At 69.0% G+C, this 20,976-nt stretch carries 21 protein-coding genes and 1 pseudogene; 5 read left to right on the plus strand and 17 right to left on the minus strand.

Annotated features, from left to right (window positions below):
* Nucleotides 1-216 precede the first annotated feature (216 nt).
* The 7 genes and pseudogenes from Taqua_RS04040 to Taqua_RS04065 form a co-directional block, all read right to left on the minus strand.
* Complete coding sequence (locus Taqua_RS04040) at nucleotides 217-546, minus strand: c-type cytochrome (RefSeq protein WP_144324979.1); 330 nt, start codon at nucleotides 544-546, stop codon at nucleotides 217-219.
* A gap of 222 nt (nucleotides 547-768) precedes the next feature.
* On the minus strand, nucleotides 769-1,881 hold the full coding sequence (locus Taqua_RS04045) for a c-type cytochrome (RefSeq protein ID WP_144324981.1): 1,113 nt from the start codon (nucleotides 1,879-1,881) through the stop codon (nucleotides 769-771).
* Nucleotides 1,882-1,883: 2 nt separating this feature from the next.
* The gene (gene soxC / locus Taqua_RS04050) at nucleotides 1,884-3,227 is read right to left on the minus strand and encodes a sulfite dehydrogenase (RefSeq protein WP_144324983.1); all 1,344 of its coding nucleotides are present in this window, start codon (nucleotides 3,225-3,227) and stop codon (nucleotides 1,884-1,886) included.
* Nucleotides 3,220-3,474 (minus strand): annotated as a pseudogene (locus Taqua_RS04055) (ArsR/SmtB family transcription factor); the annotation flags it as partial. The gene soxC and the pseudogene Taqua_RS04055, both read right to left, overlap by 8 nt.
* A gap of 12 nt (nucleotides 3,475-3,486) precedes the next feature.
* Entirely contained in the window at nucleotides 3,487-3,612 is a 126-nt protein-coding gene (locus Taqua_RS13705; protein WP_281287764.1) for a hypothetical protein, read from the minus strand.
* Nucleotides 3,613-3,705: 93 nt separating this feature from the next.
* Nucleotides 3,706-4,383, minus strand: a complete 678-nt coding sequence (gene lolD, locus Taqua_RS04060) for a lipoprotein-releasing ABC transporter ATP-binding protein LolD (protein WP_144324985.1) — start codon at nucleotides 4,381-4,383, stop codon at nucleotides 3,706-3,708.
* Nucleotides 4,376-5,644, minus strand: a complete 1,269-nt coding sequence (locus Taqua_RS04065; RefSeq protein WP_144324987.1) for a lipoprotein-releasing ABC transporter permease subunit — start codon at nucleotides 5,642-5,644, stop codon at nucleotides 4,376-4,378. The genes lolD and Taqua_RS04065 overlap by 8 nt, the downstream gene beginning before the upstream one ends.
* Before the next feature lie 60 nt (nucleotides 5,645-5,704).
* On the opposite strand from Taqua_RS04065, the gene Taqua_RS04070 reads away from it, so the two are divergent.
* From Taqua_RS04070 to Taqua_RS04080, 3 genes are read left to right on the plus strand one after another with little or no spacing between them, the layout of a single operon-like run.
* Nucleotides 5,705-6,679 (plus strand): phosphoglycerate mutase, encoded by a 975-nt coding sequence (locus Taqua_RS04070; protein ID WP_144324989.1) that lies wholly within the window; start codon nucleotides 5,705-5,707, stop codon nucleotides 6,677-6,679.
* Nucleotides 6,676-8,415, plus strand: coding sequence for a single-stranded-DNA-specific exonuclease RecJ (recJ, locus tag Taqua_RS04075; protein WP_144324991.1), 1,740 nt, complete (start codon nucleotides 6,676-6,678; stop codon nucleotides 8,413-8,415). Before Taqua_RS04070 ends, recJ begins: the two co-directional genes overlap by 4 nt.
* Complete coding sequence (locus Taqua_RS04080) at nucleotides 8,412-9,083, plus strand: RluA family pseudouridine synthase (protein ID WP_144324993.1); 672 nt, start codon at nucleotides 8,412-8,414, stop codon at nucleotides 9,081-9,083. The genes recJ and Taqua_RS04080 overlap by 4 nt, the downstream gene beginning before the upstream one ends.
* Here the strand turns inward: Taqua_RS04080 and Taqua_RS04085 are convergent.
* From Taqua_RS04085 to Taqua_RS04095, 3 genes are read right to left on the minus strand one after another with little or no spacing between them, the layout of a single operon-like run.
* Nucleotides 9,080-10,033: a patatin-like phospholipase family protein gene (locus Taqua_RS04085; RefSeq protein ID WP_144324995.1), complete on the minus strand. Its 954-nt coding sequence runs from the start codon at nucleotides 10,031-10,033 to the stop codon at nucleotides 9,080-9,082. The two genes, Taqua_RS04080 and Taqua_RS04085, sit on opposite strands and share 4 nt — an antisense overlap.
* Before the next feature lie 17 nt (nucleotides 10,034-10,050).
* Nucleotides 10,051-10,689, minus strand: a complete 639-nt coding sequence (locus Taqua_RS04090; protein WP_144324997.1) for a 3-oxoacid CoA-transferase subunit B — start codon at nucleotides 10,687-10,689, stop codon at nucleotides 10,051-10,053.
* Between the two features lie 27 nt (nucleotides 10,690-10,716).
* Nucleotides 10,717-11,421: a CoA transferase subunit A gene (locus tag Taqua_RS04095; RefSeq protein WP_132963020.1), complete on the minus strand. Its 705-nt coding sequence runs from the start codon at nucleotides 11,419-11,421 to the stop codon at nucleotides 10,717-10,719.
* A gap of 94 nt (nucleotides 11,422-11,515) precedes the next feature.
* Between Taqua_RS04095 and Taqua_RS04100 the strand changes: the two genes are divergently transcribed.
* Nucleotides 11,516-12,088, plus strand: coding sequence for a PAS and helix-turn-helix domain-containing protein (locus tag Taqua_RS04100; protein WP_144324999.1), 573 nt, complete (start codon nucleotides 11,516-11,518; stop codon nucleotides 12,086-12,088).
* Nucleotides 12,089-12,098: 10 nt separating this feature from the next.
* Here Taqua_RS04100 and queF read toward each other — a convergent pair whose 3' ends face one another.
* The 6 genes from queF to Taqua_RS04130 form a co-directional block, all read right to left on the minus strand.
* Nucleotides 12,099-12,977 (minus strand): NADPH-dependent 7-cyano-7-deazaguanine reductase QueF, encoded by an 879-nt coding sequence (queF, locus tag Taqua_RS04105; RefSeq protein WP_425472579.1) that lies wholly within the window; start codon nucleotides 12,975-12,977, stop codon nucleotides 12,099-12,101.
* Between the two features lie 13 nt (nucleotides 12,978-12,990).
* Entirely contained in the window at nucleotides 12,991-13,839 is an 849-nt protein-coding gene (locus tag Taqua_RS04110) for a 2OG-Fe(II) oxygenase (protein WP_144325002.1), read from the minus strand.
* Between the two features lie 33 nt (nucleotides 13,840-13,872).
* A complete protein-coding gene (gene yaaA / locus Taqua_RS04115; protein ID WP_144325004.1) occupies nucleotides 13,873-14,646 on the minus strand; it encodes a peroxide stress protein YaaA in 774 nt (257 codons plus the stop codon).
* Nucleotides 14,647-14,707: 61 nt separating this feature from the next.
* Nucleotides 14,708-15,301 (minus strand): DUF3501 family protein, encoded by a 594-nt coding sequence (locus Taqua_RS04120; protein WP_144325156.1) that lies wholly within the window; start codon nucleotides 15,299-15,301, stop codon nucleotides 14,708-14,710.
* Nucleotides 15,302-15,351: 50 nt separating this feature from the next.
* Nucleotides 15,352-16,704: a (Fe-S)-binding protein gene (locus Taqua_RS04125; protein WP_144325006.1), complete on the minus strand. Its 1,353-nt coding sequence runs from the start codon at nucleotides 16,702-16,704 to the stop codon at nucleotides 15,352-15,354.
* Between the two features lie 153 nt (nucleotides 16,705-16,857).
* Nucleotides 16,858-17,280, minus strand: a complete 423-nt coding sequence (locus Taqua_RS04130) for a rubrerythrin family protein (protein ID WP_043698586.1) — start codon at nucleotides 17,278-17,280, stop codon at nucleotides 16,858-16,860.
* Between the two features lie 263 nt (nucleotides 17,281-17,543).
* Here Taqua_RS04130 and Taqua_RS04135 point away from each other — a divergent pair, with 263 nt between their 5' ends.
* Nucleotides 17,544-20,573: a valine--tRNA ligase gene (locus Taqua_RS04135; RefSeq protein WP_144325008.1), complete on the plus strand. Its 3,030-nt coding sequence runs from the start codon at nucleotides 17,544-17,546 to the stop codon at nucleotides 20,571-20,573.
* Between the two features lie 76 nt (nucleotides 20,574-20,649).
* Here the strand turns inward: Taqua_RS04135 and Taqua_RS04140 are convergent, their stop codons facing one another.
* A complete protein-coding gene (locus Taqua_RS04140; RefSeq protein WP_143894313.1) occupies nucleotides 20,650-20,877 on the minus strand; it encodes a sulfurtransferase TusA family protein in 228 nt (75 codons plus the stop codon).
* Between the last annotated feature and the right edge of the window lie 99 nt (nucleotides 20,878-20,976).

Here is a 20,976-nt window from a genome sequence, read left to right on the forward strand (position 1 = left end):
TCGTGGCCGGCTGACCACCCACCGCGTTGAGCGCCTCAGCCAGGCTCTTGCTCGCAAACGCCTCGCGCGGCAGCGCCAGCGCCTGCTCGCTCGTGATCACCCCCAGCGACACCAGCGTCGCCACAGCCCCGCCGGCCTTCAGCACGGCGCGTCGATTCTGTTTCATCGATAGACTCCTAAAAAACGGTTCATCACGATACCGTGATGGGCATCTTATTACTTGTCGGGCGCACCAGCCAGCACCCACTCGGCCAGCAGCTTGGCGTCGGCATCCGACAGAGCGGCTTGCGCCGGCATCGGCACCGGGCCCCACTTGCCGGCGCCGCCCTTCTTGATCGAGGCGGCCAGCTCCTCGGGCTTCATGCCTTTGTACTTGGCGGCAATATCCTTGTACGCCGGCCCCACCATCTTCTTGTCGACGGCGTGGCAGCCCATGCAGGCGTTCTTTTGCGCCAGCGCCTTGGCGGCGGCGGCGTCCATCGCATGCACGGGCGCGGTCAACGCCACCAGACCCGCCACCACGGCCATCGTCATCACTCGCTTCATCGTCGTCATCTCCTGTTGGCTAAGGTTGGGCCCGCGGTGCGGGCATGGTTTAGCAGGCCGTTGAAAAACTGCTGCGGTAGGCCATCTGCGGCGTTGCGCGGTGCTCGCTCCCTCGCCTATCTGTTTGATAGGCTTCGGTCGCTGTGCTCCGTGCGCCTTGCATCTGGCCATCCTCGCGACGTTTTTCAACGGCCTGTTAGAGACCGATCGGCCTGCGCCGGTTCATTTGGCTCCGGCGGCGATCCAGGCCGCGATCGCCTTGGCGTCGGCATCGCTGACCTGCGGCTGCGGCGGCATCGGGATGGCGCCATAGACGCCCTGACCGCCGCCCTTGATCTTGCCGACCAGGTAGGCTTCCAGGTCGGCCTTGCCCTTGTGCTTGGCCGCCACCTCGTTGAAGCCGGGCCCGACGATTTTGTTGGCCACACCGTGGCAGGCGGTGCAGGCGTTTTTGGCCAGCAGGCTCTTGGCATCGGCCCCACCGCCAGCCGCGGCACCAGCGGCCGGCGCCGGTGCGGCCATCGACACCTTTTGCGTCAGCGGTTCTTTACGCGGCGGCTTGGTCGTGTCCCAGCCACGCATCGGCCCGATCAGGCGCTGCTGCTCGAACAGGTTGCCGTGCGCGTCGCGCATGTTTTCCGGCAGCATCGACTTGATGTCGCCTTCCACCGGGCAGTTGTTCATGCAGCGGGTGTTTTTGACGTCAGGCTTGCCGCTGAACGCGTAGTTGGGCAGCCACAGACCGTGGTCGGTGGTCATGCCGTTGCGGTTCGGCATGCGCTTTTGCACTTCGGCGATATTTTGGTCGCTCAGCACGAAGTCCTCGGGCACGATGTCGCCCAGGTGCAGGATGTACGCCACCACGCCGTACACATCCTCCACCGACAAGGACTTCGGCGCGTTCCACGGCATGGCACGGTTGATGTAGTCCCACAGCGTCGACACGGTGGAGACCTTCATCAACGTCGTGCGCTGCGGGAAGTACTTGTCGACGTGAAGGTTGGCCACACGGCCGGTTTCGATGTCTTTCTTGGTGGTGCCGCCGACGATCGGGGTGAAGACCTCGTTGGACTCACCGAACTCGCCGTGGCACGAGGCGCATTTGGCGATCCAGACCTCTTCGCCGTGCTTGACCGAGCCCGAGCCCTTCGGCAAGCCCTTGAAGTCCGGGCGCACATCGATGTCCCAGGCCTTGATTTCAGCCGGCGTCGGCGCCCGGCCCATGTTGGCCCAGGGCTTGTCGCCGGCGGGGTTGGCGTGCGCGGCACCGGCAAAGCCCGCGGTCAGGGCAGCGACCGCGGCCGCCGCGCGAACGGTATGTTGGAAGCGCTTCATCATCAGTACACCTGCACGTTGGAGACTTCGCCGTTTTCCGACACCAGCCAGCTTTGGATGGCGTTGTTGTGGTAGATCGAGCGCGTGCCGCGCACCGCGCGCAACTGGTTGATCTTGGGCTGCACGTAGCCGGTGGAGTCGATCGCGCGGCTTTGCAGAATAGCGGGCTTGCCGTCCCACACCCAGTCGAAGTTGAAGCGGGTGAAGGCCTTGGGCAGGATGGGCTTTTCCAGCCGCGCGGGACGCCAGGTGCGGCCACCGTCCACCGACACGTCAACCGCCTTGATGGTGCCGCGGCCCGACCAGGCCAGACCTGAGATGTTGTAGTAGCCGCGGTCCAGCAGCGTTTGCCCGCCCGACGGTGTCGTGATGACGCTCTTGCACTCCTGGATGCCGCTGTACTGGCGGTGCAGCCCGTTGGGCAGCAGGTCGATGTAGTGGATCGTTTCGTCCTTGGTGTTCCAGGGCTTGTCACCCACTTCGATACGGCGCAGGTACTTGACCGAGCTGACCGCCTGCACACCCGGCACGATGAGGCGCAGCGGGTAGCCGTTTTCGGGGCGCAGCATCTCGCCGTTTTGCCCCCAGGCCACGATGACGTCGTCCAGCGCCAGCTCGATCGGGATCGTGCGCGTCATCGACGAGCCATCGGCCCCTTCGGCCAGCACGTACTTGGCACGCTTGCGGTCGATGCCGCACATGTCCAGCAGCGTCGACAGCAACACACCGGTCCACTCCGAGCAGCTGCTCATGCCGTGCGTGTACTGCACCGTCGGCACGGCCACGTTGGCCCACTCCATCGCCGTGTTGGCGCCGCACTCCAGGAAGTGGATGCGCGACACGCTGGGCAGGCGCATCAGCTCGTCCATCGTGAACACGCGCGGGCGCTTGATGAGACCATCGTCGCCGTGGATCATCAGGCGGTGCTTCGAGGGGTCGATGTCCCACCAGCCCTGGTGGTGCCGCTCGAAATGCAGGCCGCTGGGGGTGATGATGCCAAACAGCCCCTGCAGCGGCGTGAAGCTCACCGACGCCTGCGACACCCGCGTCAGACCCGGGCTTTCGCGGCGCTGCAGGTTCGATTCCCACTTGCTGGGCATGCCGTAGCCGCGCGCGGCCACCGGTTGACCCAGGCCCGTGGTGTGTTCAGGCAGCTTGAGGATGGCGTCTTCGCCTTCCGGGGCGGCCATGGCTTTGCCCGCCGCGGCGGCGCCCGCCCCCATGGCCAGCGCCTTGGCCATGAAGCTGCGCCGCGCCTTGCGCGCCTTTTCCAACAGCTCGGGGCTGAGGTGGTTCTCCGGGGCAGGCAACACCCGGCCGATCACGTCGCGGAGATTGTCAGACACTGGCTTGTTCCTTTGTGTCGAGAGGGAAGACCGAGAAAAACCGATCACCGTCACGCGGGGCCTGGCCGTGCTGCACCATCACCTGGGCGGCAATGACGCGGCACAAATCCAGCGGAGCACGCGGCGCCACGCGATAAAACACCTGTGCGCCCTCGCGCCGACGCACCAGCAGGCCGGCCTGGTACAGCCGCGCCAGGTGGTGCGACACGTTGGCCTGCGCCAGCCCGGTGGCCTGGATGATGTCGTTGACGCAGCGCTCCTACCCACACAGGGCGTGCAGGATGCGCAACCGCGCCGGCTCACCCAGCACGCTGAAGACCCGGCCAACCGACTCAAAGATCGGTTGCAGGTCGGCGGCAGCGGCGGTCGGGGCGGGTGTGCTCACAAGCGTCACTATATTAGCAATTGCGAATATACCGATTAGTGTAAACCCTAAGCGGCACAAAATTCTGACAATCGAGCCGATGAACGGTATCGATCAGCCCTGCAGCAAGCCGCCCTGCAGGCGCAGCCGACGGTCGCAGCGCTGTGCGAGCTGCTCGTCGTGGGTGACGACGACGAAGGCGGTGCCCTGCTCGCGCGCCAGACGTAGCATCAGCTCGAACACGGCGGCGGCGGTGTCGCGGTCGAGGTTGCCGGTGGGCTCGTCGGCCAACACGCACAGCGGCTCGCCCACCAGCGCCCGCGCGATCGCCACGCGCTGTCGCTCGCCACCAGAGAGCTGCGCCGGCCGGTGCCGCAGGCGCTCGCCCAAGCCCACACGCTGCAGCCACGCGGCCGCGTGGCGCGCGGCCTCGGCGTAGGGCTGGCGGCGGATCCACAACGGCATGGCCACGTTGTCCAGCGCGGTGAACTCCGGCAGCAGGTGGTGGAACTGGTAGACAAACCCCAGGCAGCGGTTGCGCCGGCGCCCCTGCTCGGCGGGGCTAAGGCCCTGCCACGGCTGCCCTTGCAGCAGCACCTGGCCGGCGCTGGGCGCGTCCAACCCGCCCAGCAGGTGCAGCAGCGTGCTTTTGCCGGAGCCCGACGCGCCGACGATCGCCACCGTCTCGCCCGCGTGCACGCTCAGGTCCACGCCGCGCAGCACCGTCACGTCCAACGCCCCTTCGCGGAAGCGCTTGACCAGCCCTTGGGCCTGCAACACCACCTCACTCATAACGCAGCGCCTCCGCCGGATCGACACGGCTGGCTCGCCAGCTCGGGTACACGGTGGCCACGAACGCCAAGCCGAGCGCGATGAGGGCGATCGGCACGATATCGGCCGCCTGCGGGTCGCTGGGCATGCGGCTGATCAGGTAAATGTCCTGAGGCAGGAAGCGCATGCCCAACAGCCGCTCCAGCGCCGGCACCAGCGTGTCGATGTTGAACGCCACGCCCAAGCCCAGCAGCAAGCCGGCCAGCGTGCCCACCACCCCCACCACCGCACCTTGCACGACGAAGATCGCCATCACGCTGCCGGGGCTGGCGCCCAAGGTGCGCAGGATGGCAATGTCGGCGCGTTTGTCGGTCACCGTCATCACCAGCGTGCTGACCAGGTTGAACGCCGCCACCGCCACGATCAGCGTCAGGATGATGAACATCATGCGTTTTTCCAGTTGCACCGCGGCAAACCAGGTGCGGTTGGCACGCGTCCAGTCGCGCACCGCCACGCCGTACTGCCCGTCGGCTTGCAGCGCCGCTTCCAGCTCCACCGCCACCGCACGCGCCGCATGCAGATCCTGCAGCCGCACGCGCACCCCCGTGGGTCCTTCGACGCGAAACAGGCGCTGCGCGTCGTCCAGGTGCAGCAGCGCCAGCGTGGCGTCGTACTCGTAGTGGCCGGAGTCGAACAGCCCCACCACGGTCAACTGGCGCAGCCGCGGCAACACACCGGCCGGCGTCAGCTGCCCACTGGGCACGATCAGCGTCACCGCATCACCGACGCCAACGCCCAGCTGGCGCGCCAGCGCCGCGCCCAGCACGACGCCAAACCCGGCCGGCTGCAGCTGCCCCAGCGCGTGCGTGGCCAGCTCGGCGCCCAGCGCCGTCACGGCCGGCTCCAGCGCCGGGTCCACGCCGCGCACCAACACGCCTTTCATATCCTGACCGCGCGCCAGCAGCCCCTGCTCGGCCACAAACGGCGCCACCGCGCGCACCTGCAGGTGGCGCTGCACCACCTCGGCCGTGCGGCGCCAGTCGGGCAGCGCGCCGCCGTCGGCGGCCAGTACCTCGACGTGCGCCAGCACGCCCAGCATGCGGTCGCGCACCTCCTTCTGAAAGCCGTTCATCACCGACAGCACGATGATCAGCGCGGCCACCCCCAGCGCGATGCCCAGCATCGACACCGCGCTGATGAAGGAGATAAACCCGTTGCGCCGGGCGGCGCGGCCAGCGCGCGTGTAGCGCCAGCCGATGACGAATTCGTAAGGCCAAGGCATGGACGGCGATTGTGCCTGCAACCGCGCCAGGCGTCGTGCGGCATCGTGGACAATTGCCCCATGCCCACCGTGCGCCACTGGATCATCGCCCACGCCTGCGCCGACGACCCCGGCCTGCTGGCTGAGCTGCCCGCGTTGGCGTTGCCCGCGTTGCAGCGCTGGTTGACCCTGGCCCCTGTGGTGGCCGAGGCCAGCCACGGCCCCCACACGCTCAACGCCCCGCACGAGCAGGCGCTGGCGCGAGCCTTGGGCTGGCCGGAACGCGCCGACCCCTACCCCTGGGCCGGTTGGCAGGCCCAGCGCCCCGGCACGCCGTGCGCCTGGCTGGTGCCGTGCCACTGGCAAGCCAGCCTAGACCACATGGTGGTGCTGCCGCCAGCGGCGCTGCAGCTCAGCGTCGACGAGGCGCAGGCGCTGCGCCAAGCGTGGGCACCGTACGCCGCCAGCGAAGGCCTTGACCTGCTGGGCGGTGAGGCGACACGCTGGCTGGCCAGCGGCACGCTGCTGGCGCACTGGCCGGTGCCGAGTCTGGCCCGGGTGGCGCACCGACGGCTCGACACCTGGTGGGACGCTCACAGCGACGACCCGGCCGCGCGGCGCTTGCTGCGCGTGCTGGAAGAGGCGCAAATGCTGTGGCACGACCACCCGGTCAACGACGCGCGGCGCGCGCGTGGCCTGCCGCCCATCAACGCGCTGTGGGTGGAAGGCGCCGGCGTGTGGGATGGCCTTGGCCCCAGCCCGGTTGAGGCGCCAGCCCAGGTCTGGCACGACCTGACGCCTGCCGCGCTGGCCGGCGACGCGGCCAGCTGGCGCGACACCTGGCAACGGCTGGACCGCGAACACCTGGGGCCGTGGCTGCAAGCGGCGCTGGACGACGGCCAGCCGCGTTGGCTGACGCTGTGCGGCGAGCGCGGCTGGCGCTGCTGGCGGCTCGACCCCGGCACGGCCGCACCCCCGCCGCGGCGGCGCTGGTGGCCATGGCCGCGACGCGCCCCTGAGACTCCGTTCACGCCATCATGGTGGGTCGGTCTATGACCATCGTGCCGCGCACCGTGCCGCCACGGGCCGCCTGGGCGTTGGAACAGGCCGGCGTGGACGCGCTGCTGGCGCGCCTGTACGCCGCGCGCGGCGTATGCGACCCGCAGGAGCTCGACGACGGGCTGCACCTGCTGCCGCCGCCGGACCAGTTGCGCGGCGCGGCCGACGCCGCCACCCTGCTGGCCGATGCGCTGCAGCGTGGGCGGCGCATCGCCATCGTGGCCGACTACGACTGCGACGGCGCCACCGCCTGCGCGGTGGCCGTGCGCGGCCTGCGACTGCTGGGCCAGCGGCTGGGTGGCGCGCAGGTGCTGCACCTGGTGCCGGACCGGCAGCGTGACGGCTACGGCCTGACGCCCGCGCTGGCCGACCGGGTGCACGCGCTGGGCGCCGAGGTGCTGGTTACCGTGGACAATGGCATCGCCAGCCTGGACGGTGTGGCGCACGCCCGGGCGCTGGGGCTGCAGGTGCTGATCACCGACCACCACCTGCCGCTGGTGGTCGACGGCCAACCCCGCTTGCCTGCCGACTGCGTCATCGTCAACCCCAACCAACCGGGCTGCCCATTCCCGGCCAAGGCCCTGGCGGGCGTGGGCGTGATGTTTTACGTGCTGCTGGCGCTGCGCGCCGAGCTGCGCCGCCGCGGCTGTTTCCAGCCCTCCGACCAGCCCCGGCTGGACCCGCTGCTGCCGTTGGTGGCCCTGGGCACGGTGGCGGACGTCGTGCGGCTGGACGCGCACAACCGCCGTCTGGTGGCGCAGGGCCTCAAGCGCATCCGTACCGGCGCCATGCCCGCGGGCCTGGGCGCGCTGCTGGTCGTGGCCGGGCGCGTGCCCGCACGCGCCACGACGTTTGACCTCGGCTTTGCCGTGGCGCCGCGCTTGAACGCCGCCGGACGGCTGGCCAACATGGCGCTGGGCATCGAGTGCTTGCTCTGCGACGACCCCGACCACGCCCAGGCCCTGGCGCAGCAGCTCGACGCCATCAACCGCGAGCGGCGCGAACTGGAGGCGGCGATGCGCGAACAAGCGTTGCTGCAACTGGCCGAGCGCGAACTGCCCACCGGTGCCGAGCAGGCCCCCGCGGTCACCGTCTTCGACCCCTCGTTTCACGAAGGGGTGGTGGGCATCGTCGCCGCGCGGCTCAAAGACCGCCTGCACCGGCCGGTGTTCGTCTTCGCCCCGGCCCGGCTGGACGACGGCACGCCATGCCTGCGCGGCTCGGGCCGCTCGATCGCCGGACTGCACCTGCGCGACGCGCTGGACACCATCGCCAAGCGCCACCCCGGGCTGCTGCTGCGGTTCGGCGGCCACGCGATGGCCGCGGGCTGCACGCTGCGCGCCGACGGCTGGCCCCTCTTCGACGCCGCGCTGCGCGACGTGGCCCAACAGTGGCTTGAGCCCGACGCGCTGCAGCGCCGCTTGCACACCGACGGCGAACTCGGCGCCGAGCGCCACCACCCCGACACCGCCGCACTGCTGGACGCGCAGGTGTGGGGCCAGGGCTTCGCGCCGCCGCTGTTTCAGGCCGACGCCGAGGTGCTGGGGCAGCGGCTGGTGGGCGAGCGTCACCTGGCGCTGCGCCTGCGCGTGCACGGCCAGCCGATGGAGGCGATCTGGTTTGGCCACACCGAGGCACTGCCCCACCGCGCGCGCCTGGCGTACCGACTCGACGCCGACGAGTGGCAAGGCCTGCGTCGCACACGCTTGGTCGTCGAGGGGGTGCAGACGTGAGCACCGACGACACCGAGGCTGACCTGCGGGTGCTGCACGCCGACGCGACGCTGGTGGCGATCGACAAACCTGCTGGGCTGCTGGCGGTGCCCGGCCGCGGCCCCGACAAGGCGGACTGCGCCAGCGCGCGCGTGCAGCGGCGCTGGCCCGACGCGCGGGTGGTGCACCGGCTCGACATGGACACCTCGGGCGTGATGGTGCTGGCGCGTGGGGCGGCGGCCCAGTCGGCGCTGGCACGCGCGTTCGCCCAGCGGCGCGTGCGCAAGCGCTACGTCGCGGTCGTGGCGGGCGTGCCGCTGCCTCCCGACGGCGCCGACGGTTGGGGCGACATCCGCCTGCCACTGGCGGTGGATTGGCCGCGCCGACCGCGCAGCGCGGTCACCTTTGCACACGGCAAGCCCAGCCACACGCGCTGGCGCATCCTCGGTCTGGAACGGTGGGGGCCGCTGTCGGCCACCCGGGTCGAGCTGCAACCGATCACGGGCCGCTCGCACCAGTTGCGCGTGCACCTGGCCGCCTTGGGCCACCCCATCCTGGGCGACCCGCTGTACGCCGACGGGGCCGCGCGCCACGCCGCGCCGCGCCTGCTGCTGCACGCTGCCGCGCTGACCCTGCCCCACCCCAGCGACGCCACGCCGCTGACGCTGGCCTGCCCGGTGCCGTTTTAGCCGGTGGTGGCCGGCGGCGGCGCCACGTCGCCAGGCGCCGCCGGGGCCGTGCCCTGCAGCAGCGCCAGCACGTCGCGCAGCGCCGGCAGGGCCTGCTCGGCCGCTTTGCGCCCGGCGGCGATGGCCGGTGCCGCGCGGTGAAACTCCATCGCCGCAATGTCACCCAGCAACGGACGGATGACGACATCGGCCGGCTCGCCGGCCAGACGGCTTTGCGTGATGCGCCACTGCACGATGTTCATGCTGGTGGTCAGCACATCCAACAGCGATGGCAGCGCGGGCGCGGGCCCGGCGACGCTGGCATCTCCGCCACGCCAACGCTGCAACACGCCATCCAGCAGTCCCCCGCCGCGCCGGTCACGCGCCTGGGCGCGCCCCGCGATGCGCTGGCGGCGCATCAGGTGCCAGTTCAGGTCCACGGCGATGACCACGTCCGCCCCCATCGCCCGGCACAGCGACACCGGCACCGGGTTGACCAAGCCGCCATCGACCAGCAGTTGCCCGTCACGCACCGCGGGTGTGAACACGCCGGGGATCGCGATCGACGCCCGCACCGCGTCGATGACCGGGCCGCTGCGCAGCCACACCTCGCGCCCGGTAGCCAGGTCGGTGGCCACGCAGCCAAAGGGTTTGGCCAGCGCCTCGATGCCACCATCCACGAAGCGCTCGCGGAAAAACGCCACCAGCTTGCCGCCTTCGAGCAGCCCGCCGGCCATGCGCACGTCCAGCAGGCCCACCACCTGGCGCCAATCGAGCTTGCGCACCCAGGGCTCCAGGCGATCCAGCTCGCCCGCGGCGTAGGCGGCCCCCACCAGCGCACCGATCGACGTGCCGCACACCACGTCAGGCTCCAGGCCTGCCTCCTGCAGCACGCGCAGCACGCCGATGTGCGCCCAGCCGCGCGCCGCGCCGCTGCCCAGCGCCAACCCGATGCGCAAGTCCGCCGTCACGTCCCGTCAGCCCGGCATCACAGCAACGGCACGCCGGTCTTGCTCTGGATGAAGTCGCGCGTCACCCCCGGCGCCAGCTCCACGAGCTTGAGCCCCTCGGGCGTGACGTCCATCACCCCCAGGTCGGTGATGATGCGATCCACCACACCCTTGCCGGTCAGCGGCAGCGTGCACTCGGGGATGATCTTCAGGTCCTCGGTACCGTCTTTTTTGCGCGCCACGTGCTCCATCAGCACGATGACGCGCGGCACGCCGGCCACCAGGTCCATCGCGCCCCCCATGCCTTTGACCATCTTGCCCGGGATCATCCAGTTGGCCAGGTCGCCCTTGTGCGTCACCTGCATCGCGCCCAGGATCGACAGGTTGATCTTGCCACCGCGGATCATCGCGAAGCTGTCGTGGCTGCCAAACGTGGCCGAGCCCTTGATCGTCGTGATGGTCTGCTTGCCGGCGTTGATCAGGTCGGGGTCAACCTCGTCCTCGTACGGGAACGGGCCAATGCCCAGCAGGCCGTTTTCGCTTTGCAGCCAGACCTCGATGTGGTCGGGCACGTGGTTGGCCACCAGCGTCGGCAGCCCAATGCCGAGGTTGACGTAAAAACCGTCTTGCAACTCTTGGGCCGCGCGGGCGGCCATCTCGTCGTGCGTCCAGGGCATGATCGCTCTCCTTGGGGCAGCCTGGGGTTAGACCTTGCGCTCGCGGGTGGTGCGGCGCTCGATGCGTTTTTCCGGCGTCGGGTTGTGCACGATGCGGTGCACGTAAATGCCGGGCAGGTGCACGTCGTCGGGCTCGATGGCGCCGGTGGGCACGATGCGCTCGACCTCGGCGATGCAGATCTTGCCCGCCATCGCCACGGCCGGGTTGAAGTTGCGCGCCGTCAGCCGAAAGCGCAGGTTGCCCGCAAGATCGGCCACGTCGGCCTTGATCAGTGCCACCTCAGGAAACAGCGCGTGCTCCAGGATGTAGGTCTCGCCGTTGAACTCACGGTGCTCCTTGCCTTCGGCGACGATGGTGCCGACCCCGGTCTTGGTGAAAAACGCCGGGATGCCGGCCCCACCCGCACGCAGCTTTTCGGCCAGCGTGCCCTGGGGCGTGAACTCGATTTCCAGTTCGCCGGCCAGGTACTGGCGCTCGAACTCCTTGTTCTCGCCCACGTACGAGGAGATCATTTTTTTGATCTGGCGCGTCTCCAACAACTTGCCCAGACCAAAACCGTCCACGCCAGCGTTGTTGGAAATCACCGTCAAATCCTTGACGCCGCTGTCGCGCAGCGCGTCGATCAGTGCCTCGGGGATGCCACACAGGCCAAAGCCGCCTACGGCGATCAACTGGCCGTCGCGCACCACCCCTTCGAGGGCCGCGCGGGCGCTGGGGTAGACCTTGTTCATGCTCGCTCCTGTCCGATGGTGGGAACAAGCCATTACGATACTACGTATTGGCGTACGTAGGATCGCGTACCGGGCAACCCTGAGTCCCCCACCGATGCCCCCGCACGGCCCCACCCTGGACGACTACCGGCTGGCGTTCGAGCTCGCCCCCGTGGGCATGGCGCTGTCGCGCCACCGTGTGATGGTGGACTGCAACCAGGCGTTGTGCGACATGTTCGGCGCCACGCGCGACGAGCTCGTCGGCCAGAGCTTTCGCATCCTGTACCCCAGCGCCGCCGAATTCGAGCGCATCGGCGAGCGCATCGCCCCCATCCTCAACGCCTGCGGCACCTACAGCGACGAGCGCATCATGCGCCGCGTGGGCGGCCCGTTGGCTGGCCAGACGTTTTGGTGCCACGTGATGGGCCGCGCGCTGGACCGCAGCGACCCGCATGCCGCCGGCATCTGGAGCTTCGAGGACCTGTCGGCACGCCGCCCGCTGCAGGCGGGGCTGACCGCACGCGAACGCGAGGTGGCCGCCCTGCTGCTGAAGGGCTGCACCGCCAAGCAGGCGGCGCGCCAGCTGGGCATCAGCCCACGCACGGTGGAGGTGCACCGCACACGCCTGATGCGCAAACTGGGCGCACGCAGCACGGTGGAGCTGGTGCAGCGGCTGCTGACGGGCTGACGCGCGCGCCTCACTGCCGCGCCAGCCGCACCGCGCCCGGCGCGGGCTGGGGATGGCTGGTGCGCGAGGGGTTGATGTCCAGCCCGCCGCGGCGGGTGAAACGCGCGTACACGCTCAGGCGCACCGGCCGGCAGCGCTGCCAGATGTCGATAAAGATGCGCTCGACACAGTGCTCGTGAAAGCCCTGGTGCTGGCGGAAGCTGACCAGGTAGCGCAGCAGCCCTTCCTGGTCGATGGGGGGACCGCTGTAGCGGATCTGCACGCTGGCCCAGTCGGGCTGGCCAGTGACCGGGCAGTTGCTCTTGAACAGGTCGCTGCTGAGCGTCTCGTCCACCGGTGGCTGGGTGGCGTCGGCGCGCAGCAGCTGTGGCGCGGGGTGGTCGTGCGTGCACTCGACGTCGAGGCGGTCAAGGCTCAGGCCGGGTAGGCCCGCTGCGGCCTCGCACGCCCACTCGGTGGGCAACTGCAAGCGCACCCCGACGCTGCCCGGGGTCTGCCCGCTGCCGCGCCACAGTGCCTCGGTCAGGTCGGCACGCAGCCGCGCGCGCAGCTCGTCGGCGTCGCGCAGACGTTCTTGGTTGAAGCTGTTGAGGTACAGCTTGAGCGACTTGCTCTCGATCAGGTTCGGGGTTTCCGCCGGCACCGTCAGGTGCGCGATGGCCACCAGCGGCTTGCCACGCGGGTTGAGCCAGCTGACTTCGAACGCCGTCCACAGGTCGGCCCCGGTGAACGGCAGCGGCCCCGTCCAGCCCAACGCAGCGCGCGCCAGGGCACGCGGCACCGGGCACAGCAGCGTGGGGTCGTAGCGCTCGGGGTAGGCGGTTTCGCGCCCCAGTGGGGTGGCGTGCAGGGCCGCCGTGGCTGCCTGCGGGTGGTCGGTCGTCGTCACCACGGTGTGCGGTTCAGGGGGTGAATTCGGTTTCGCGCAGCCACTTGGTGGCCACCCATTTTTCGCCCTCCAGCACCGGCGCGCCGCCGTGCAGCGTCAGCGTCGCGGGGTCCGGACGGTCGTAGGCAAAAAACACCGCGCCACCGCGCTGGGGCAGCACCTCCAGCCCCACATCGGGAAACGTCGTGCCGCCGCCGCGCACCGGTTCGCTCAGGTACATCACCAGCGTGGCCACGCGCTGGCCACCGCGGGCGGTGATGCGCGGCGTGCCCGGGGCCCGCGGGTCGAAGTAGTCGTAGTGGGGTTTGTACTGCGCCCCTGGACGGTAGCGCAGCACCTGCAGCCCCTCGCCGTTTTCCACCGGCCACTGCACCAGGCGGCTCAGGCGCGCCTCGATGCGCTGGATCAACGGCGTCTCGCCGCGGCGGAAAAACATGCCGTCGCTGGTGCGGTCGGCGTTAAGCTCTTCGCCGCCGGTGGCGGTTTGCACGGTGCGCGAGCGCTTCAGGCGCGGCTCGGCCAGCCGCATCAGCGCGTCGCACTCCTCGGGCGCCAGCACGTTGCCCAACACCGCCAACCGCGGCCGGCGCAGCGTGGTCAGCACCTGCACAATGCGGTCGCCAGCGTCGATGGTGTGCGCACCTTCGCGCAGCGCCAGCTGTGGGCGGGGCGTTGCCCGCGCCGGGGCCGCCGCCGGCAGGCTGGCCACATGGTCTTGCAGCGCTTGCTCCATCGCGGCCAGCGCCACGTCCTCGTTCCAACCGGCGCGCAGCATCGCCTGCAGCACCGCCTCGGGCCTGCAGCCGGCCTGCGCCTGTTGCACGATCCAGGCGCGCAGCTCGGGGGTGATGGTTTGGCTCATCGCAGCCGCCAGTGTAGCGCCGCCGCGCACGCCTCAGGCGCGCTCGTCGCGGCGAAACACCAGCCGCTCGGGCGTCGAAGCGTCCGCCGTCCAGCGGTAACCTTCGGCGTCGAAGCCGCGCAGCTCCTCCACCTGACGCACACGGTGCAACGCGGCCCAGCGCGTCATCAGGCCGCGCGCGCGTTTGGCCAAGAAGCTGATGACCTTGTAGCCGCTGCCGCGCCGCTCCTCGAACACGCAGCTCACCACGCGGGCACGCAGCGCCTTGGGGTCCACGGCCTTGAAATACTCCTCGCTGGCCAGGTTGACGACGATGCCGTCGTCCTCGGCCGCGCGCTGCGACAGGTATTCGGCGATGCGCGTGCCCCAGAACTGGTACAGGTTGCGCCCGCGGGGTGTGACCAGGCGGGTGCCCATTTCCAACCGGTACGGCTGCATCCAGTCCAGCGGGCGCAGCACGCCGTACAGGCCGCTCAGGATGCACACATGCTGCTGCAACCAGTCCAGGTCCTCTTCCGACAGGGTGCGCGCATCCAGCCCTTCGTAAACATCGCCGTTGAACGCCAGCACCGCCTGCTTGCTGTTGTGCGGCCCGAACGTCGGCTCCCAGACCTGGTAACGCGCGACGTTGAGCTGCGCCAGCGCGTCGCTCAGGTCCATCAGTGCCGCCACCTCCTGCGGCGACTTCGTGCGCAGGATGCCGATCAACTCGGCGGCCTGCTCGACAAACAGCGGCTGCGTGGCGCGCGCGGTGGTGGGCGGGGTATCGTAGTCCAGCGCCTTGGCCGGGGACAGGATCAACAGCATCGGTGGTCAACCTCCTGCGGTGCGATGATACGGCGCGCCGCAGCGGGGTTGGCGGCGCGGCTCAATCGCGCAGGTCGCCGGCCAGACTGGCCAACGTCTCTGGCGGGATGGTGACGTGGGCGGGGTAGTTGGTGTGATCACAGCCCAGCTTGACCGAGGCACCCGCCTTGATGGCGGCGCGCATGGCCGGCGAGAACTCGAAGCGCAAAAAATGCACGGCAGACGTTTTGTCGGGCGTTTCACGGTCCAGGTCCTCGTCGGCGATCGCGTACACCCGCCCGTGGCCTTCGACCTCGACGAACATGCGGTCTTCGATACCGATCAGGCGCGCCAGCTCGCGGCGCCGCTCATGGACGTCGGGGTACTCGATCATCAGCGTGGCCTTCCAGTTGGTGCCGTCGGGCACCAGCGGCGCGTAGGCGTCGATTTCGTCCTGGATGCCTTCTTCTTCGAAGATTTTTTCGATGCGCAGCATCTCCTGAATCTGGTAGCGCATCGACAGTTCGCTTTCGAACTGCACGGTCAGGTGCTCGCCCAGGTGCACGGTGCGCAGCTTGCGGTGGGCGATGACCTCGGGCTTGTGCAGTTTGCGCCACTTGGCGTAGGCCTCCAGCGGCATCAGCGTGTCACGGGTGATTTTGCCAGTCAGTTGCATCGTGGTGATCATGGTTCGCGCCTCTCGAACAGCAGGATGGGCGAACGCCCTCACGTCAGGCCGTAGGCGGTGGCCAACATGGTCAGCGGATGCATCAGCCTGGGCGCGCCGAGCTGGTTGACCTCAAAGCCCTGCGCGATGTGGTGCCCGCCCAGGGGGCAGTCGGAGCCGATGACGTCGGGCGCGCCGCCGGCCTTGTGTTGGGCCATGGCCTTGAAGACGGGCTTGCCGATTTTGAGTGCCACCGGGTGCGTGGCTTTTTTGACGCCGTAAGTGCCGGCGTGGCCGGAGCAACGCTCGATGGTTTGCACCTCGGTGTCGGGAATGAGTTTGAGCACCTCTTCGGTCTTGCGGCCCATGTTTTGCACCCGGCTGTGACATGGCACCTGGTAGCTGACCTTGCCCAAGCCGCGCTTGAAGTCGGTCTTGAGCAGGCCGTCGCGCCGGCGCGCGCTGAAATACTCGAACGGGTCCCACATCGCTTCCTTGACCAGCTGCACGTCGGGGTCGTCCGGGAACATCAGCGGCAGCTCCTGCTTGAACATCAGCGTGCAGCTGGGCACCGGCGTCAGGATGGCCCAGCCCTCGCGCGCGTAGCGTGCCAGCACCGGGATGTTGGCTTCCTTGGCCGCGGCCACGGCGTCCAGGTCACCCAGCTCCAGCTTGGGCATGCCGCAGCAGCGGTCCTTGTCCACCAAGGTGTAAGGGATGCCGTTGTGGGCCAGCACCTTGAGCAAGTCCACGCCGATGCTGGGCTCGTTGTGGCTGACGAAGCAGGTGCCAAAAATGGCCACTTTGCCGGGGGTGCGCTCGCCAGCGACGGCCTGCGACAGCGGCGGCGACGCTGGCGCAGCGCGGCGCAGCGTCGTGCGCGCCAGCGCCGGCATCCAGGCGTCGCGGTGCACCTCCAGCACGTTTTCCATCACCGCACGCACGGGGCGGGTGCGGTTGACGGCGTTGACCACCTCGACCACGACAGGGATGCCCGCCAGCCGTCCGTGCACGTCGGTGGAGGCCAGAAACTTTTCCGACGCTTTGACCTTGCCCTGCCGGAACTTGATCGCCTTGGCGCGCAGCATCGTGTGGGGAAAGTCCAGGTTCCACTCGTGCGGCGGCGTGTAGGGGCACTTGGTCATGTAGCACAGGTCGCACATGTAGCACTGGTCGACCACCTTCCAGTAGTCGGCCTTGGCCACGCCGTCGAGCTCGCCGGTCTTGCCCTCGTCGATCAGGTCGAACAGCGTGGGAAACGCCTGGCACAGGCTGACGCAGCGGCGGCAGCCGTGGCAGATCTCGAAAATGCGCTCCAGCTCCGCGAAGCACTTGCTCTCGTCGTAAAAGTCGGGGTTGCGCCAGTCCAGCGGGTGGCGGGTCGGTGCTTCGAGGTTGCCTTCGCGGGCCATCTTGGTTGCCTCCTGCCGACGGCTCGGGGGCGCGGCGCCAAGGCCCGCGCCCGCCCTGCGTCGGGAAATGGTTGTTGTTGTGGGCAGCGGGGGCGGCACGGCGCCGCCCCACGGGGCATGGCCGCCGGTGGCGGCCACAGCCCCAGCGCGCCGTCAGTCGACCAGTTCGGCCAGCGCCTTGGCGTAGCGGTTGGCGTGCGAACGCTCGGCCTTGGCCAGCGTCTCGAACCAGTCGGCGATTTCGTCAAAGCCTTCCTCGCGCGCGGTCTTGGCCATGCCCGGGTACATGTCGGTGTACTCGTGCGTTTCGCCGGCGATGGCCGACTCCAGGTTCTGGCGCGTGGTGCCGATCGGCATGCCGGTGGCCGGATCGCCCGCTTGCTCCAAAAACTCCAGGTGGCCGTGCGCGTGGCCGGTTTCACCCTCGGCGGTGGAGCGGAACAACGCCGCCACGTCGTTTTGGCCTTCGACGTCGGCCTTGTTGGCGAAGTACAGGTAGCGGCGGTTGGCCATCGATTCGCCCGCAAACGCGTCTTTCAGGCATTGCTCGGTCTTGGAGCCTTTGAGTTGCGGCATAACGTATCTCCTGGTAGGGTGGTTCACACAGTCGCTGCCCGCCGCCCGCAGCGGGCGGCGCCGGCAGACGCTGCAACCAGAGCCCGATGTTGGCCGGGCGTCCAGAGGATGCTGCCAATACCTTTCATAGAAGGCGTCAATCGGCACGCCCAGCCCGCCCGCGCCCGCCGTTGCGCGAGCGCCCCTCCTACAATGGCGGGTTTGACGTCGGGGTACCCTGCCCCGCCCTCCTTGACCCCCTTGGCAACGACGAGCGTTTCCCCATGACCGACCCTGTGCAGCAGCAACCCGGACTGCAAAGCCTGTCCAAGTCGTTCGAACCGGCGGCGGTGGAGCGCCGCTGGGGCCCTGTGTGGGAGCAGCGCGGCTATGGCCGCGCGGGTTGGCGTGGCACCGGGCAGGCGCGCGCCGACGCGCCGTCGTTCGCCATCCAGCTGCCGCCGCCCAACGTCACCGGCACGCTGCACATGGGGCACGCGTTCAACCAGACCATCATGGACAGCCTGACGCGCTACCACCGCATGCGCGGCTACAACACGGTCTGGATCCCCGGCACCGACCACGCGGGCATCGCCACGCAAATCGTGGTGGAGCGCCAGCTGCAGCAAGAGGGCTTGTCGCGCCACGACCTGGGCGCCACGCCCGAGGAGGCGCGCAAGAACTTCGTCGCCCGCGTGTGGGAATGGAAAGAGAAAAGCGGCAACACCATCACCCAGCAAATGCGCCGCCTAGGCGATAGCGTGGACTGGAGCCGCGAGTACTTCACGATGGACGAGCGGCTGTCGCAGGTCGTAACCGAAACCTTCGTGCGGCTGTACGAACAGGGCCTGATCTACCGCGGCAAGCGCCTGGTCAACTGGGACCCGGTGCTGATGAGCGCGGTGTCGGACCTCGAAGTCGAAAGCGAGGAAGAAGACGGCTTTCTGTGGCACATCGCCTACCCCTTGGCCAACGGCGAAGGCCAGCTGGTCGTGGCCACCACGCGGCCCGAGACGCTGCTGGGTGACGTGGCCGTCATGGTGCACCCGGAGGACGAACGCTACGCCCACCTGGTGGGCCAGTACGTTCGGCTGCCGCTGTGCGGGCGCGACATCCCGGTCATCGCCGACGCCTACGTGGACCGTGGGTTTGGCACCGGTGTGGTCAAGGTCACCCCGGCGCACGACCCCAACGACTACGCCGTCGGCCAGCGCCACGGCCTGCCGCTGATCAACATCTTCAACCTCGACGCCACCGTCAACAACAACGCCCCGTCCGCCTACCGTGGCCTGGACCGCTTCGAAGCGCGCCGGCGCGTTGTCGACGACCTGCAGGCGGCCGGGCTGCTGGTGGAGGTCAAAAAGCACCGCCTGATGGTGCCGCGCTGCGCGCGCACCGGCCAGATCGTCGAGCCGATGCTGACCGACCAATGGTTCGTGGCCATGACCAAGGTCAGCCCGCAAGACCCCAGCGGCAAAAGCATCGCGCAAAAGGCCATCGACGCCGTGGCCAGCGGGCAAGTGCGCTTTGTGCCGGAAAACTGGGTCAACACCTACAACCAGTGGATGAGCAACATCCAGGACTGGTGCATCAGCCGCCAACTCTGGTGGGGACACCAAATCCCGGCCTGGTACGACGCCGAGGGTAACGTCTACGTGGCGCGCTCCGAGGCCGACGCTCAGCGTCAGTTCGAGGCCTATGTGGCGCATTTGAGCGAGTCGCAGCGCAGCGCGCTGCTGGCCGCCGGCCTGCGGCGCGACCCGGATGTGCTCGACACCTGGTACTCCAGCGCGCTGGTACCGTTTTCGACGTTGGGCTGGCCCGAGGCCGCTTGCAGGACCGGCTCCGGACCGGGCGATTTCCCGGCCGTTGGACGGATGAGCCCGGGCGGAGCCGGTCCCGCCGGTGGTGAAAACACGGCCGCCCCCAGCGACTACGACCTGTACCTGCCCAGCACGGTGCTGGTCACCGGCTACGACATCATCTTTTTCTGGGTGGCGCGCATGATCATGATGACCACCCATTTCACCGGGCGCGTGCCGTTTAGGCACGTCTACATCCACGGCCTGGTGCGTGACGCCCAGGGCCGCAAGATGAGCAAGAGCGAAGGCAACGTGCTCGACCCGGTGGACCTGATCGACGGCATCGACCTGCCGGCGCTGCTGGACAAGCGCACCACGGGCTTGCGCAAGCCGGAACTGGCCCCCGCCATTCGCAAAGCCACCGAGAAGGAGTTTCCCCAGGGCATTCCCGCCTATGGCGCCGACGCGCTGCGCTTCACCTTCGCCGCGCTGGCCAGCCTGGGGCGCAGCATCAACTTTGACAGCAAGCGCTGCGAGGGCTACCGCAACTTTTGCAACAAGCTCTGGAACGCCACGCGCTTTGTGCTGATGCACTGCGAAGGGCACGACTGCGGCCTGGCCGAGCACACCAAGGACCAATGCGCCCCGGGCGGCCCGTTCCACGGTTACCTGAGCTTTTCCGCCGCCGACCGCTGGATCGTGTCGCGGCTGCAGCGCGTCGAGGCCGAAGTAGCACAAGCCTTTGCCGACTACCGGCTCGACCAGGTGGCCAACGCCATCTACAGCTATGTGTGGGACGAGTTCTGCGACTGGTACCTGGAAATCGCCAAGGTGCAGCTGCAAACCGGCGACGCCGCGCAGCAGCGCGCCACCCGCCGCACGCTGATCCGCACGCTGGAGACCATTCTGCGGCTGGCGCACCCGATCATCCCGTTCATCACCGAGGAGCTGTGGCAAAAAGTCGCCCCGGTGGCCGGGCGTGCCGGCCCCTCGGTGATGCTGGCGCCGTACCCGCAAGCGCAACCGCAGCGCATCGACCCACAGGCGGAGGCCGAGGTGGCGCAGCTGCAAGCCATCGTCGAAGCGTGCCGCCGCTTGCGCGGTGAGCTGGGCGTTTCCCCCGCGCAGCGTTTGCCGCTGTACGCGGTAGGCGACGAGGCGTTCCTCGCGCGCTGGGCCGCGGTGCTGCAGGCGCTGGCCAAGCTCAGCGAGGTCAAGGTGTTCGACGACGAAGCCGCCTGGAGCGCCGCCGTGCAGGCCGCTCCGGTGGCCGTGGTGGGCGCCGCGCGGCTGTGCCTGTTCATGCCGATCGACGTCGCCGCCGAGCGCGCGCGGCTGGACAAGGAAATCACGCGCCTGCAGGCCGAAGTGGCCAAAGCGCAGGGCAAACTGGCCAACGAAGCTTTCGTGGCCAAGGCGCCGGCGGCCGTCATCGAGCAGGAGCGCCAGCGCCTGGCCGACTTCACCGCCACGCTGACCAAGCTGCAGCAGCAGCGCGCACGGCTGGGTTGACAACGCGGCGGGGGCCGGGCGTGGCCCCCAAACGAAAAGGCCCCTCAAGGGGGCCTTGGCGTTGGCGCGGGGCGGTTCAGCGACGCTTCAGAATCGAAATGTGCTCGCCGCCGTTGGACTCTTGGTGCAGCAGCTCGTTGCCGGTTTGGCGTGCAAACGCCTGAAAGTCGCGCACCGACCCGGCGTCGGTGGCGATCACCTTGAGCACCTGCCCGCTGGTCATTTCGGCCAGTGCCTTTTTGGCTTTTAAGATCGGCAGCGGGCAGTTGAGCCCACGCGCGTCCAGTTCACGGTCGATTTGCATGGTCTTGGGGCTTGCCTAACGGGAGCTGCGATTGTAAACAGGACGACACCCGCCCCTGCGCCGCCCGCGGGTAAACCCCCATGGGCACGCGGGTTGCGG

The sequence above is a fragment of the Tepidimonas aquatica genome (genome assembly GCF_007556585.1).
GTDB lineage: Bacteria > Pseudomonadota > Gammaproteobacteria > Burkholderiales > Burkholderiaceae_C > Tepidimonas > Tepidimonas aquatica.

Coding starts and splice junctions, on each gene's coding strand:
- Taqua_RS04040 (WP_144324979.1), bottom strand. CDS start 546: ATGAAGCGAGTGATGACGATGGCCGTGGTGGCGGGTCTGGTGGCGTTG.
- Taqua_RS04045 (WP_144324981.1), bottom strand. CDS start 1,881: ATGAAGCGCTTCCAACATACCGTTCGCGCGGCGGCCGCGGTCGCTGCC.
- lolD (WP_144324985.1), bottom strand. CDS start 4,383: ATGAGTGAGGTGGTGTTGCAGGCCCAAGGGCTGGTCAAGCGCTTCCGC.
- Taqua_RS04065 (WP_144324987.1), bottom strand. CDS start 5,644: ATGCCTTGGCCTTACGAATTCGTCATCGGCTGGCGCTACACGCGCGCT.
- Taqua_RS04070 (WP_144324989.1), top strand. CDS start 5,705: ATGCCCACCGTGCGCCACTGGATCATCGCCCACGCCTGCGCCGACGAC.
- recJ (WP_144324991.1), top strand. CDS start 6,676: ATGACCATCGTGCCGCGCACCGTGCCGCCACGGGCCGCCTGGGCGTTG.
- Taqua_RS04090 (WP_144324997.1), bottom strand. CDS start 10,689: ATGCCCTGGACGCACGACGAGATGGCCGCCCGCGCGGCCCAAGAGTTG.
- Taqua_RS04095 (WP_132963020.1), bottom strand. CDS start 11,421: ATGAACAAGGTCTACCCCAGCGCCCGCGCGGCCCTCGAAGGGGTGGTG.
- Taqua_RS04100 (WP_144324999.1), top strand. CDS start 11,516: ATGCCCCCGCACGGCCCCACCCTGGACGACTACCGGCTGGCGTTCGAG.
- Taqua_RS04110 (WP_144325002.1), bottom strand. CDS start 13,839: ATGAGCCAAACCATCACCCCCGAGCTGCGCGCCTGGATCGTGCAACAG.
- yaaA (WP_144325004.1), bottom strand. CDS start 14,646: ATGCTGTTGATCCTGTCCCCGGCCAAGGCGCTGGACTACGATACCCCG.
- Taqua_RS04120 (WP_144325156.1), bottom strand. CDS start 15,301: ATGCAACTGACTGGCAAAATCACCCGTGACACGCTGATGCCGCTGGAG.
- Taqua_RS04125 (WP_144325006.1), bottom strand. CDS start 16,704: ATGGCCCGCGAAGGCAACCTCGAAGCACCGACCCGCCACCCGCTGGAC.
- Taqua_RS04130 (WP_043698586.1), bottom strand. CDS start 17,280: ATGCCGCAACTCAAAGGCTCCAAGACCGAGCAATGCCTGAAAGACGCG.
- Taqua_RS04135 (WP_144325008.1), top strand. CDS start 17,544: ATGACCGACCCTGTGCAGCAGCAACCCGGACTGCAAAGCCTGTCCAAG.
- Taqua_RS04140 (WP_143894313.1), bottom strand. CDS start 20,877: ATGCAAATCGACCGTGAACTGGACGCGCGTGGGCTCAACTGCCCGCTG.